This window comes from Serratia sp. Ag1 (assembly GCF_000743355.1).
Taxonomy (GTDB): Bacteria; Pseudomonadota; Gammaproteobacteria; order Enterobacterales; family Enterobacteriaceae; genus Chania.
The window spans coordinates 91,131-104,879 of the sequence record NZ_JQEI01000025.1; the positions used below are offsets into that span (position 1 = coordinate 91,131).

Here is a 13,749-nt window from a genome sequence, read left to right on the forward strand (position 1 = left end):
AGGCTGCATTGCGGCTGTATCCCGCTCTTTTGCTGGATACAGCCTGTTTTCACGGCCACTAATCAGCCGCACGCTTCTTGCGCGGTTTCTTCGCTGCAGTGATAGTTTTCACTTCACTTTCTACCCAGCCGTCCTGCAGACGGGTTTTCAGCATTTCCCCTACCTGCGCCTGCTTGGTGGTTTTCAACAGTTCGCCGCGCGGTGTTTGTGTCACGCTATATCCGCGCGCCAGGGTGGCTAACGGGCTGACGGCTTCCAACTGGCTACAAGCCACGCCAAAACGTTGACGATAGGCATTGAGTTGCCGCTCTAGCCCTTGTTGCAATCGGTACTCCTGCTGTTGCAGGCGCTGCTGCAAACGGTGGATCCTGCCCAGCGGTTGCATTTGCGCCAGCTGTTGCTGGGCGCGTTCACTGCGGCGGGTAGCCAGCCGCAAGCGCTGTTGCATGCCTTCTTCCAAGCGGCGTTGCAACTTGAACAACAGCGTTTGTTGCCGCGCCAGACGCAGATGAGGATGTTGCTGCTGCAGACGGTGGTTGATACGGGAGAATTGCTGTTGGCGCTGCGCCAGATAGTAATCCATCGCCATTTCCAGCCGTTGTTGTTGCGACTGTAACTGGCGCAACAGCTCAAGCTGATTGCGGCTAACCAGCTCGGCGGCGGCGGAAGGGGTGGGCGCACGCAGATCGGCAACAAAATCAGCGATGGTGACGTCGGTTTCATGGCCGACGGCGCTGACGATCGGAATATGGCTGGCAAAAATGGCACGTGCTACGCGTTCGTCGTTAAAGCTCCACAAATCCTCCAGTGAACCGCCGCCACGGCCAACGATCAGCACATCACACTCATCACGCCGGTTTGCAACCTCAATGGCGCGCACGATCTGCAGCGGAGCTTCTGCGCCCTGTACGGAGGTAGGGTAAATCACGATCGGCAGAGAAGGATCACGCCGTTGCAATACTTGCAGAATGTCATGCAGCGCAGCACCGCTGGCGGAGGTGATTACACCGACGCATTTGGCCGGGCTGGGGAGCGGTTGCTTGAACTGCTGATCGAACACCCCTTCGGCTGCCAGGCGCTGTTTTAACTGCTCGAATTGCTGTTGCAGCAGGCCATCACCGGCAGGCTGCATGCTTTCGGCAATCAGCTGATAGTCGCCACGCGGTTCATACAACGTGATGCTGGCGCGCACTAACACTTGCTGACCATTCTGCGGACGGAAGGTTGTGCGACGGTTGCTGTTGCGGAACATGGCACAACGCACCTGCGCACCATCGTCTTTCAACGTGAAATACCAGTGGCCGGAAGAGGGTTGGGAGAAGTTGGAGATCTCGGCAGAGAGCCAAATTTGCCCCATTTCCATTTCCAACAGCTGTCGGACCGTCTGATTCAGGCGGCTTACGGTAAAAATCGACGGTGAAGTAGGTAGCGACATGTGACCCAGATCAAATTTCAAAACAAGCACTTAATTGGTCGATACTACAGCGCCATAACAAGTAATCAAGAGTTTTTGTGAGAAAGTGCTGGAGGCAACCGATTACGCTCTGTATAATGCCACGGCAATATTTTATCCCTTCCGCATCCACCTTGGTGAGATATTGCCCATGCTACGTATCGCTAAAGAAGCTCTAACGTTTGACGACGTTCTCCTGGTTCCAGCTCATTCTATAGTTCTGCCTAACACTGCCGATCTCGGCACCCAACTGACCAAAGCCATCCGCCTGAATATCCCGATGTTGTCTGCAGCCATGGACACCGTAACCGAGGCTAGTTTGGCGATTGCGCTGGCGCAGGAAGGTGGCCTAGGCTTTATTCACAAAAACATGTCTATTGAACGTCAGGCAGAAGAAGTCCGCCGCGTGAAAAAACATGAAAGCGGCGTGGTCACGGATCCACAAACCGTCACGCCTTGCACCACGTTGGCCGAAGTCAAAGAACTGACTGCCCGTAACGGTTTTGCCGGTTACCCGGTAGTGGCCGGAGATAATGAACTGGTAGGGATTATTACCGGTCGTGACGTGCGTTTTGTCACTGACCTGAGCCAGCCGGTTACGGCGGTGATGACGCCGAAAGAGCGTCTGGTTACCGTTAAGGAAGGTGAAGCGCGTGAAGTCGTGTTGCAAAAAATGCACGAAAAACGCGTTGAGAAAGCACTAGTGGTGGATGATAACTTCCATCTGATCGGCATGATCACCGTAAAAGACTTCCAGAAAGCAGAACGTAAACCTAACGCCTGTAAAGACGAACATGGCCGCCTGCGCGTTGGTGCTGCAGTGGGCGCGGGTGCTGGTAATGAAGAACGCGTTGATGCGCTGGTGGCTGCTGGTGTTGACGTGTTGTTGATCGATTCCTCGCATGGTCATTCCGAAGGCGTGTTGCAACGCATTCGTGAAACGCGTGCGAAATACCCAGACCTACAAATCGTCGGCGGCAACGTTGCCACTGCAGCCGGTGCCAAAGCCCTGATGGAAGCTGGCGTGAGCGCGGTGAAAGTGGGTATCGGCCCTGGTTCTATCTGCACCACCCGTATTGTTACCGGCGTGGGTGTACCGCAAATCACCGCGATTGCCGATGCGGTAGAAGCGTTGGAAGGCACAGGTATCCCCGTGATCGCCGACGGCGGTATCCGTTTCTCGGGTGATATCGCCAAAGCCATTGCGGCTGGCGCATCCTGCGTGATGGTGGGTTCAATGCTGGCCGGGACGGAAGAGTCTCCAGGTGAAATTGAGCTGTATCAGGGCCGTTCGTTCAAATCTTATCGTGGTATGGGTTCTCTGGGTGCCATGTCCAAAGGCTCTTCTGACCGTTACTTCCAGACCGATAACGCCGCTGATAAACTGGTGCCGGAAGGTATCGAAGGGCGCGTGGCGTATAAAGGCATGCTGAAAGCCATCGTTCATCAACAAATGGGCGGCCTGCGTTCCTGCATGGGGTTGACCGGTTGTGGCACGATTGATGAACTGCGTACCAAAGCTGAATTTGTGCGTATCAGCAGTGCGGGTATTCAGGAAAGCCACGTGCATGACGTGACCATCACTAAAGAGTCACCGAACTACCGTATGGGCTAATGTTTTGTTCTCTCCCTGTGGGGAGATGAGTGGGTGAGGGGGAATCCTTCACCCCAATACATTTTTTTGCATTTTTTCTCTGTTGCTGGAATTTGCCTCACATGTCAAAAAATATTCATAAGCATCGCATCCTCATTCTGGATTTCGGTTCGCAATATACTCAACTGGTCGCCCGCCGCGTGCGTGAGATCGGTGTTTACTGCGAACTGTGGGCCTGGGATGTGAGCGAAGAGCAGATCCGCGAATTCAATCCAAGCGGCATCATTCTTTCCGGTGGCCCGGAAAGCACCACCGAACAAAACAGCCCACGCGCGCCAGAATACGTCTTCACCGCCGGTGTACCGGTATTGGGCGTGTGCTACGGCATGCAGACCATGGCGATGCAGTTGGGGGGCCATGTACAAGGCTCTAACGAGCGTGAGTTTGGCTATGCGCAAGTGGAAATTACCACTGAAAGCGCGCTGATTCGCGACATTCAGGACGCCATCAGCCCAGCGGGCAAACCGTTGCTGGACGTGTGGATGAGCCACGGTGACAAAGTGACCGCTATCCCGGCTGATTTTGTGACCGTTGCCAGTACCGACACCTGCCCGTTTGCCATTATGGCTAACGAAGAAAAACGTTTCTACGGCGTGCAGTTCCACCCGGAAGTGACTCATACCCGCCAGGGCCAGCGCATGTTGGAGCGCTTTGTGCTGGATATCTGTGGCTGTGAAGCGCTGTGGACGCCAGCTACCATCATCGAAGATGCCGTGGAGCGCATTCGTGAACAGGTAGGGGAAGATCATGTGATCCTCGGCCTGTCTGGCGGTGTGGATTCATCCGTTACCGCCATGCTGCTGCATCGCGCGATCGGCAAGCGCCTGACCTGCGTATTTGTCGACAACGGCCTGCTGCGCCTGAACGAAGCCGCTCAGGTACTGGAGATGTTTGGCGATCATTTTGGCCTGAACATTGTGCATGTAGCGGCAGAGAACCGCTTCCTGAGCGCGTTGGCGGGTGTTGATGAACCCGAAGCCAAGCGTAAGGTCATTGGCCGCGTGTTTGTTGAAGTGTTCGACGAAGAAGCTTGTAAGCAAAGCGAAGTGAAGTGGTTGGCGCAGGGCACTATTTACCCGGATGTGATCGAATCCGCCGCTTCCGCTACCGGTAAAGCTCATGTGATCAAATCGCACCACAACGTGGGTGGCCTGCCGAAAGAGATGAAGCTGGGCTTGGTTGAACCGCTGAAAGAGCTGTTCAAAGACGAAGTGCGCAAGATTGGCCTGGAACTGGGTCTGCCGTACGACATGCTGTACCGCCACCCGTTCCCAGGGCCAGGTTTGGGCGTGCGCGTGTTGGGTGAAGTGAAGAAAGAGTACTGTGATCTGCTGCGCCGTGCGGATGCGATCTTCATCGAAGAACTGCACAAAGCGGACTTATACAACAAGGTCAGCCAGGCATTTACCGTGTTCCTGCCGGTGCGTTCCGTTGGTGTGATGGGCGATGGCCGCAAATACGATTGGGTAGTGTCACTGCGTGCAGTAGAAACCATCGACTTTATGACCGCGCACTGGGCACACCTGCCGTATGATTTCCTTGGCCGCGTGTCCAACCGTATCATCAACGAAGTGAACGGTATTTCCCGTGTGGTTTATGATATCAGCGGTAAGCCACCAGCGACGATTGAGTGGGAATAAGTTTTTAGCGTCTTCTGAAGGCCGTTGATGTCTTGAAAAGCCAGTTAAATCAAGTGATTGACTGGCTTTTTTGTTTTCTGAAAGCCACCGAGTTCCATGCTGTTCCTGCTATTTTTACCGTTCAATGCAACGGTAAAAATACAATCGGCTACGCATGATCCTATGTGCGCATGAGTCTGGGCTTGCAATAGATTCCCGGGCTACCTCGTGAGGAAGCTATTAAATTTCGACCCTATGCTAACCAGTACAATCTCATTGTGTTGAAAGGTTCTTGGACAAAGGAGGATGGGAACGGGTTGTACGACTTACAACCTCATATCAGTCGTGAATTAGGCCATGAGCGCATCAAGATTACAGCAGTTTATCTGAGCGATAACCTACTCTTGGTATCGTAGACTTTGGGGTGAACCGAGAGCAGGATTAAATAATATTCACAGCAAAGAAGGTGCATGATGCGAACCACACAACAGTTAAGCATTACGCTGCCAAACGAAATGGCTGAAGCCATCAAGGCCAAGGTGAAGACCGGCGAATATGCGACAGAGAGCGAAGTGATCCGTGATGGCTTGCGCACGCTATTGGCGCGGGACAGGGCTGTAGACAATTGGTTGCATGACCAGGTGGGGCAGGCTTACGACGCATTACAGGCCGACCCCTCTCGTGCCATAACTCTTGACGCAGTGCGTGCGCGTCTTGCCGCTGAACATGCCAAGAAAAAATGAGTTATCGCCTTGTCTTTGCGCCAGAAGCCGAGGAGCAACTGGTGGAGTTGTACCGTTATATTGCAGTTGCGGCTTCTGCTGACATTGCTGCCAGGCATTGTCAGCGTCTGTGAACAGCTACAGACGACGCCTTACAGCGGCACCCGGCGCGATGATATCCGGCCCAACCTGCGAATCACGAATTATAGAAAACGCACCGTGATTGCTTTTAGCGTGGATGCAGAACAAGTATCGATCCTGGGTGTGTTCTATGGTGATCAGGATTACGAAGCGGTCTTACAGGAAGAGCAACGATTGAGTGAGAATGATTTAACGTCTGGCCACGATTAAGTATTCAACACTGTTTAAGTCCGCGTTATTGCGGACTTTTTACTTTAGCAGCCAGTAACTCTATCGCAGCAAATCAAGGTTTTGGTTAATACGGCTCTGAATCATGTTCAAAGTGTCTCGGGTGATAACCTGTGGCAGCAGGTTATCGGCGAGCGTGGCAAACTGGCCTGCCACACCGCACATGCTGTCTATAATGTGGTTTGCGGCCTCTGCTGAAACCTCCGCTTCCTCTGCGAGTTGGAGCAACGCTGCGCGATTTATCGCTAAAGCCTCACCCATGACATCCATCTGGTGGTATCCGCCGGGCCCTTCACAGAAGGTTACGTCGTAAGCTGGCGCCAGCTTCCACTCGCCAGTTGGCGACATCAGGTAGGCGAAGTTTTTGAGGTGATCGTCTCGGTTGTTGAACGCCACATTGAACACGGCGCGTTCGAAGGCGAATGCTTTTTCTCGCACATCGTTGGTACACATCTGCGTTGCACGCAAGAAGTTCACGTAGTCTAAAACCCCCGCGACCTGATAGTCGGCACCGGTAAAAGCGGCAAGACTTTGCATGGGCACGCGCATACCGTTTTGGCGATCAAAACGTTTACTGGCGAATGCTGCCATTCCTTTGGGCAGGCTGAAATATTGTGTGTCTGGGGTTGGGATGCCACACATACGCAAGCACTCGGCATAGACCATTTCAATGGCGCACACCTCAGCATGTTCTTCCTTGGCGGGGAACTTGACCAGCCAGGCGTCGAAGCCTGGTGTGGTGGCGGTGGTAAATTGCCCTGTCTGAGGATCGCGATAGATCAGTGCCTTCGGTCTGGCACCTTGCGGCGAGCCCCCCACCTGCAACAAACGCTGCAGGAATATCCCATCGTTGCCATGAAGCACTTCCTGCACTTCTGCAGCAAGCACATCGAGTGGTATATGCAGTTGCGATTCTCCCCCTTCAGGCACCACGGGCTCGAACGACATGGCTCCCATGGCATTGCTGCCAATGTAAGTCAGCCGTTCCAGGGGGCCGATGCGCGCAGTGGTGAGCCCACGGCGTCTGAACAATCGGTCCATCAACAGCATGCCCCAACCGTCAGGTAACGAGTCATAAACAGGCCCGGGCAGACCCAATTGGTAGGATGGGAAGCCTCGGCGCAGCTGAGCCCCTTCCAGCGGCAGAGTGTAGGAGGAGAGCTCCAAACCTCTCCGTCTTGCCTCATTACTGTACTCAAACATAATCTGCGGGCGGCCAGTGAGGGCGGTGGTAGACATCAGCGTGCCCCATAACCATCGTTCACCCCAGCCTTCGTAGTACACGTTTACTTGCTCAAGCATTGTTGAGCTTCCTCTTAATACGGTGACGATTGGCGCTGTTTTCGTAACGGCGAACGTCTTCGAGGCTGTCTAGCTTAGGTAGAAACAGGCCTTCAAGCTCTTTGATTCGCCCAAGAACCATTGCCACGCGGACCACATTTTCGAACCCGACGTTGCGTCCTGCTTCCAGATTGGACACGGTATTGATGCCGATACCCGCGCGCCCGGCCACATCCGCTTGAGTCATTTGCTGCGCCAACCGCTCTGTGCGCAAGCGCTCGCACAATCGTTTGACGATCTCACTCGGTTTGCTGAAACTTAAATCCAACATATTGTGAAATCCTATCAAACCATACGCGTTAATTCACAAAATTATAGAATTAACGAGCAGCCTGAGCAAGTTCAGTAATTCTCTTAATAAGTGTGTTAAATTCAAATAACCGAGTTAAAACACAATATATTGTATTTAAGTTGGCAGGAGATAGCCTGCTTTGAGGCCGGGTTTGGGTTGTTTTGTACAGCCTGGCTGCGTACTATCTTCTCTCGCCATCGGAGTAGGTAAGGCCTTGGCGTTATCTGATAATAAAAAAGGAAATGTGATGGAAAGGCGTGATTTTCTTAAAGGTGCCGCTGCGTTATCTTCTTTTGGGCTGATTAGCCCCGCTTGGTCAGAGTCGCGTAAAGCCGATACTTCTGTGGTTACCTGTGTGGATAGAAGAAGGCGTTTTCTGATGACGCAGACTTATCGGCTGAAAGCCCCTGCGGGCTCGGAAGGTAAGGCCAATCTGTGGATCCCGGTACCGGAAGACACCGCTTTTCAACAGCTGAAGCACATCTCCTTTTCTGGAAACTATCAGCAGGCTTATCTCACGGCCAACAATCGTTATGCGGCTAAAACGTTGTTTGCCACTTGGGCGGATTCAAAAGGCCCGATGGAACTGAACGTAGAGATGCTGATTGAAACCTTGGACTGGGAACCGTTGAAGAACAATCAACTGTCTGAATGGTATCTCCCTGAAACTGATTTGGTTTTCCCCGCCGAGGTACAACCCTATCTCAACGCTACGCCTCATATCCCGGTGGATGGCTTGGTGAAACAAACGGCATTGAAGATTATCGGTAGCGAGAAGTCCCCCCTGAAACAGGCGCGCTTGATCCATGATTGGGTAAGAACCCATATGCATCGAGATGATTCGGTGATTGGCTGTGGCAGCGGCGACGTGGGCCAAATTCTCAAAACCGGCAATCTGGGCGGGAAATGTACCGACATTAACTCCGTTTTCGTCGCGCTGTGCCGCTCCTGTGGGATCCCGGCTCGCGAGATGTTCGGTATCCGCCTGGGGGCCACCCGCAAGCTGGCAAACTATTCGAAAAAAGCGTTCGGTAGCGCCGACGAACAGGGTGTGGCGAAAATCAGCGGTGGTCAGCATTGCCGGGCTATGTTCTGGCTGGCGGGTTTTGGTTGGTTGCCAGCCGATCCGGCTGATGTCACTAAAATGCGTTTAACTGAGAAAAAAGAAAACGGCGATCCAGCCGTTGAGGCGGTCAGCGATTATCTGTTCGGTAATTGGGAGATGAACTGGGTTGGTTTTAACTATGCCCGTGACTTTGCGCTTGCGCCAGTGGCAGAACAGGGGGACCTCAATAACTTTGGTTATCCTTATGCTGAGGTGGATGGCGATCCGTTGAATTTCTACGATCCGGCTGAGTTCAGTTATGACTATGTCTCTGTCGAACAGCCTTAAAGGGAGTGTGGCGACGTTGTTGGTGGCTCTGCTTGCTGCCGCCGCATCAACACTTTGCTGCCTTGGCCCGCTGCTCTATCTGGTGTTCGGTATTTCGGCTGCCGGATTGACGGGGATCCCGGCGCTATCCTGGCTGCAATTGCCGATGGTTGTTCTCTCTGTCGGCTTGATGTTGAGAGGATTCTGGCGGCTTTACCTGTCACCACGCCCTGTCTGTGTGAATGTCGTTAGTCGTCGAGTGTTGCTTTGGCTTTATTGGTTGTCGGTGCCACTGCTTTTGGCTCTGATGACCTATCCGTATGTGTTGCCCTGGTTGTGGGAGTTGATGGAATGAAGAGGCTGTTTTTTCTGGTACTGGCTTTGGTATTAATGGCACCGCAGGCATGGGCTGAAAATAAAAAGGTCACTATCGATATCAAAGATATGACCTGTTCGCTTTGCGTTATCTCCATCAATAAAGCGTTGCGTTCTACCGACGGCGTGATTAAGGCCAAAGCTTCCCTGAAAACGCATCAGGCAGAGGTGATTGTGCCTGAGGGCTTTGATAATCAGGCATTATTGACGGCGATTTCCCGCACCGGATATAGCGGTGAAATCCAGGGCGTGGTTTCAGCCCCGTAAACGGTTTTACCGTTGATACCCGTCATACTTCAAGTTACGCGAGCTAAGTGAACAATCACCCAGGCTTGCGTAAAAATACCGTTCTACTACTTGGTGGTGTTACTGATTTTTGCCTCAGGTGCCTGATTCATACCACATCATTGCTCATGATAAGCTCAGCTGTTTCTGGTTTCTTTTTGCTCAACGTAATATATCCGAACAGAATAGTGCAGACGACAACCCCCGCCATTATATAGAATGTTGAATGGTACCCCACCTTGTCAAATAAACGACCAATCGGCAGAGAAAGTACAATGATTCCTATTGAGCTGGCAATATTGAATCCAATTAAATACATCGTTGAGGACAGGCGCTGATCAAAATTTGCAACGCTGAACTTGAAGACTGAAATAACAAATAATGGTACTTCCAGCGCATGAAGCATTTTGATAAATGAAATGATATAAATATCCTCAAACAGGGCCGAACCGAGGATCCGGAAGGTCATGACCATTCCCCCCAGCATCAATGCTGACTTCGGGCCAATTCGATTTATCAGGAACGGAACAGATGCCATACCAATGGCCTCGAGAAATACTTGTGCTGAGTTCAGATAGCCATAAACTCGCGGTGCTATTTCCGGGTTCTCAAAAAGTCCAGTATAAAAAACCGGGAACATCTGTTGATCATAAATATTGTAAAACGACCAGGTCCCCACGACAAACACCACAAAGAACCAAAATTGGGCATCTTTAAATATGGTGATAAAGTCTTTTCGAGTCAGAGAATGAGCATTAGAGGCCCCGAGGGGGAGAGTCTGGCTGTCTTCTGTTCTGAAAAAGAGATTAACCACCAGGAACAAGATGCCCATTAGGGAAACACACCAGAAATTGATATGTGGGTTGATGCTGAAGAAAATCCCCCCCACGAAAGTACCGACGGCATAGCCCAGGCATCCCCAGAAACGAGCAGTGCCAAACTCAAAATTAAAGCGACGACTGATTTTTTCAATAAAACTGTCAACCAAACCACAGCCTGCGAGATAGCCGAGGCCAAAAAATATGCCACCAAATACCATCGCCAGTTTAAAATTAGTCATCAGCAAGGGTTCATATATATAAATCAGGAAGGGGCCGCTTAATGTGATAACGATTCCGACTAACCACATTAATGGTTTCCGGGTGCCTAATTTATCCTGCATAAAACCATAAGCCATCATGAAAATCATGCTGAAAAACTGGTTTACCGCATATAACATGCCCAAGTCGCTACCCGACAACCCAAGTTTATTCTTTAGCCACATGGCATAGAATGACCACCAGAGCGACCAGGCAGCAAAGAAAAAGAGTAAGTACGCTGAGGAATAACGGTATTTATCATTACTGAACGGCATATTTATTTTCATATTTTTTCCAATCCAGGCTGAGTGATATTAGGGTTTGATTTCCAGTTGCAGCGGACCTTGCTGGAGGACAAATTTATTCAGTTGATGCTGCGTTGAGCTGCCAGGCGTTTGCACTGGAAATGACCATCTCACCGTGATGGCTGAATAGTGATAATGCCCGATCGTCGTGTTCTGGGTAGATACGGCTACTAAGGGTGAACTCTCCCTCGTTAACGAAGACTTCTACAGAAGATTTGTCGATAAAAATATGCAGCTTCAGTATCCCTGCCGTCGGCAGAGGGACGCTGCGGTAACCAATCAACTGATGCTGTGGATAATTCCGCTCAATGACCAGGCGCTGGGCCTGATTATCCACAAAAATACGAGCGCCTTGGCCAAGCATCAGGCCATAGTGTTCTGCTGTACTGCGTGTCAGATCAAGCTCCAGAGTGATTTCCATCGCGATTGCGTCATTCTCAACCTGGTGAGTACCTCCACTCAATTTATGCACTGACCAGCAGTGGTGTTCGCCACGCAACGCTTCCAACTCTTTAACGGGTGTCATCCGTAAACGTAAGTCATTATCAAGGCTGAGCTCTCGTGGTAAGGAGAGCATTCCCGCCCAACCGTCCGCTTTTTCGGGCATCGGGGATTCCCACATGGACAACCAGCCGATAACAATGCGTCTGCCGTCCGGTGCCACAAAGGATTGAGGCGCATAAAAATCATGACCATGATCCATTTCATAAAATTGCTGGGTGGGATGAAAGCTCCTTCCGTCCTGCCAGTCACCGACGATATACCCACTCTGGTACAGGTTTCGATAGTGGTAACCCTCGGCATTAATCCCCTGTGGAGAAAACATCAGAATATGTTTATCCGCCAGCGGGAAAAAATCTGGACACTCCCACATATAGCCCATTGTCTCATCAGCTTTACTTAGGGTATTGACGTAACTCCACTGACGAAGGTCTTGCGACTGGTAAAGTTGTACTTCACCAATACCCGCGACTCTGGCACCCACAACCATCATCCAGCGATCGCCTTCACGCCAGACCTTGGGATCGCGAAAATGGTTTACGCCTGGGGGTGTATCCAAAATCATGCCTTCACGCTGAAAATGCAGACCGTCATGGCTGGTTGTCAGGCATTGCACTTGAAACAAGTTGTCATCGCTGTGAGCACCGTGAAACTTATGGCCGGTGTAGATCAGTGCCATCTGACCATCATCAACAACCGCCGAACCGGAAAAACAGCCGTCTTGGTCTTCCGGCCCTTCTGGAGCCAGGGCGATAGGGAGATGCTCCCAATGCACCAGATCGCGACTGCGGGCGTGCCCCCAATGCATTGGGCCCCATTCTGGGGAGTAGGGATAATGCTGGTAAAACACATGATAATAGCCATTAAACCAGCATAAACCGTTAGGATCGTTCATCCAGCCAGCTTGAGGTGCAATATGAAAGTGAGGAAACCAGCGTGGGTTAACTTTGTCTTTTAGGTCGCGAATGGCGGTATTGGCCTGGAGGAGCATGCTCATGATGTTTTCCTTACTCTAAGTCAATCTTTCGAAGCAATGACGAGAAGGTAACGTTAACATTTTTGTTTTGCTGCCTTATATGTGTGGCAATTTGATGTTAATCACAAAAGTTAACGTTAACATTTATAAATTATGAAGATGATCTCATTTTCGGTGAAATATTCTCTGTTTTGACAACAGATGCGGGAATCCCTATTACGATATCGAGCAGCGGCGTGATGGGGCTAGCATCACGCCGAATGGATGGCCTGGCTGTTTTACAATCAAGGCTGAGAGAAGGTATCAACGTCGTGGAATGATCATGGATAAGCGAGGGTAAAAATCGCCTCGGCCTTTACTTCTCCGGCTTTAAGCTCTTCGTCAGTACGAATATACTTCGCCGTTATATCCAGTAGCAGCGAGCCGCCTTCGACCGCAGAAGTGCCGATCATAAACTGCCCCACATTGCTGCCGCTGACGCTCGTATTTTGTGCACCGAACTGCACTCTCTGGCCATCACTTTTTTCAAGCACAATACCTACACCAGTCGCCGTACTCCCCGGTGATAACCCCAGGATATTTGAACGATTCGCTTTGTTATTGCTATCAGTGAAGGTGATATAAGGCTTGGCGTCTTTGCCACAGTTGCCCAATGGGATAGAAAATAATTTGCTGCCGCTCAGATCGCCGCTTTTTTTAAACGCCGAACTTTCTACCCCCTGTAATGGCACGGTAATATTGGTACCACCTAAGTCACAGGTGGGGGTTTTGGGGACAGGTAACGTAGGCAACTCCCCTGTTGTGCCAAATGTCAGCACTTCTTTCCCAAAAAGTGCGGTACTCGCTACGCAGCGTGTACCACCAGCCAGAACGGTTTTATCGTCCCACGTTTTTTGATTACCAAAGGCAATGGTAAGGCCTTTAGGATATCCACTTAACGCTCCCCCTTTGTAGCGGTTGACATCATTAACGACTAAAAACTGCTGTAAAAAGACTTGATAGGTCAGGTTGTTACCAGGATTGCCAACAGACTGGGTAGACAAGCCGCGAAAAGCATCAGTGTTTGCATAACCACCAGGGGTCGCTAGCACAAGCAGGCTTACGCCAACGCCTTCATCGGGGAACATCGGCTGAGTTGTTTCCCCAGTCACTCCAGAGGTATACCAAGCATCAGCCAGCAGAATATCTGACGTAGAGCCTGTTTTTGAATAGGTAAAATTATAGGTAATAATACGCCATGCCAATATGGTCCCGTTGGTTAACTTGGCTGGCAATGGCTCTAAGGTATAGGGAGAAGACGTAACACTGGCTACATTACATGAGCCGGGAGCGATAATAGCCATACTGAACGGGCTGTAACACCACACTAAGGCCACCACGATCATTTTTATACATTGCGCAAACAT

General features: G+C 51.1%; 12 protein-coding genes and 1 pseudogene. 7 read left to right on the plus strand and 6 right to left on the minus strand.

Annotation, left to right across the window (positions count from 1 at the left end; genetic code table 11):
- Positions 1-58: 58 nt before the first annotated feature.
- A complete protein-coding gene (gene xseA / locus IV04_RS15385; protein ID WP_037395450.1) occupies positions 59-1,435 on the minus strand; it encodes an exodeoxyribonuclease VII large subunit in 1,377 nt (458 codons plus the stop codon).
- A gap of 169 nt (positions 1,436-1,604) precedes the next feature.
- Between xseA and guaB the strand changes: the two genes are divergently transcribed.
- The 4 genes and pseudogenes from guaB (at position 1,605) to IV04_RS15405 (ending at position 5,799) form a co-directional block, all read left to right on the plus strand.
- Complete coding sequence (gene guaB, locus IV04_RS15390) at positions 1,605-3,068, plus strand: IMP dehydrogenase (protein ID WP_152562890.1); 1,464 nt, start codon at positions 1,605-1,607, stop codon at positions 3,066-3,068.
- Positions 3,069-3,169: 101 nt separating this feature from the next.
- Entirely contained in the window at positions 3,170-4,747 is a 1,578-nt protein-coding gene (guaA, locus tag IV04_RS15395) for a glutamine-hydrolyzing GMP synthase (protein WP_037395454.1), read from the plus strand.
- Between the two features lie 452 nt (positions 4,748-5,199).
- Positions 5,200-5,469 carry a type II toxin-antitoxin system ParD family antitoxin gene (locus IV04_RS15400; RefSeq protein ID WP_037395723.1) on the plus strand — a complete coding sequence of 90 codons (270 nt, stop codon included), beginning with the start codon at positions 5,200-5,202 and terminating at the stop codon, positions 5,467-5,469.
- Positions 5,466-5,799: pseudogene (locus IV04_RS15405) on the plus strand (type II toxin-antitoxin system RelE/ParE family toxin). Before IV04_RS15400 ends, IV04_RS15405 begins: the two are co-directional and overlap by 4 nt.
- A 60-nt stretch (positions 5,800-5,859) precedes the next feature.
- On the opposite strand, the gene IV04_RS15410 reads toward IV04_RS15405, so the two are convergent.
- Together IV04_RS15410 and IV04_RS15415 are read right to left on the minus strand one after the other, a co-directional pair.
- Positions 5,860-7,119 carry a type II toxin-antitoxin system HipA family toxin gene (locus tag IV04_RS15410; RefSeq protein WP_037395456.1) on the minus strand — a complete coding sequence of 420 codons (1,260 nt, stop codon included), beginning with the start codon at positions 7,117-7,119 and terminating at the stop codon, positions 5,860-5,862.
- A complete protein-coding gene (locus IV04_RS15415; protein ID WP_037395458.1) occupies positions 7,112-7,429 on the minus strand; it encodes a helix-turn-helix domain-containing protein in 318 nt (105 codons plus the stop codon). The genes IV04_RS15410 and IV04_RS15415 overlap by 8 nt, the downstream gene beginning before the upstream one ends.
- 268 nt (positions 7,430-7,697) lie before the next feature.
- Here IV04_RS15415 and IV04_RS15420 point away from each other — a divergent pair, with 268 nt between their 5' ends.
- The 3 genes from IV04_RS15420 to IV04_RS15430 are packed head-to-tail and all read left to right on the plus strand — an operon-like array spanning position 7,698 to position 9,464.
- The gene (locus IV04_RS15420) at positions 7,698-8,843 is read left to right on the plus strand and encodes a transglutaminase-like domain-containing protein (protein ID WP_037395459.1); all 1,146 of its coding nucleotides are present in this window, start codon (positions 7,698-7,700) and stop codon (positions 8,841-8,843) included.
- Positions 8,815-9,177, plus strand: coding sequence for a hypothetical protein (locus tag IV04_RS15425; protein ID WP_051916828.1), 363 nt, complete (start codon positions 8,815-8,817; stop codon positions 9,175-9,177). Before IV04_RS15420 ends, IV04_RS15425 begins: the two co-directional genes overlap by 29 nt.
- Positions 9,174-9,464 carry a heavy-metal-associated domain-containing protein gene (locus IV04_RS15430; protein WP_037395460.1) on the plus strand — a complete coding sequence of 97 codons (291 nt, stop codon included), beginning with the start codon at positions 9,174-9,176 and terminating at the stop codon, positions 9,462-9,464. Before IV04_RS15425 ends, IV04_RS15430 begins: the two co-directional genes overlap by 4 nt.
- 127 nt (positions 9,465-9,591) lie before the next feature.
- Here the strand turns inward: IV04_RS15430 and IV04_RS15435 are convergent, their stop codons facing one another.
- The 3 genes from IV04_RS15435 to IV04_RS15445 form a co-directional block, all read right to left on the minus strand.
- Positions 9,592-10,848, minus strand: a complete 1,257-nt coding sequence (locus IV04_RS15435) for an oligosaccharide MFS transporter (protein ID WP_037395462.1) — start codon at positions 10,846-10,848, stop codon at positions 9,592-9,594.
- A 73-nt stretch (positions 10,849-10,921) separates the two neighbouring features.
- A complete protein-coding gene (locus tag IV04_RS15440; protein ID WP_081893230.1) occupies positions 10,922-12,367 on the minus strand; it encodes a glycoside hydrolase family 32 protein in 1,446 nt (481 codons plus the stop codon).
- 296 nt (positions 12,368-12,663) lie between these two features.
- On the minus strand, positions 12,664-13,749 hold the full coding sequence (locus IV04_RS15445; protein WP_051916829.1) for a fimbrial protein: 1,086 nt from the start codon (positions 13,747-13,749) through the stop codon (positions 12,664-12,666).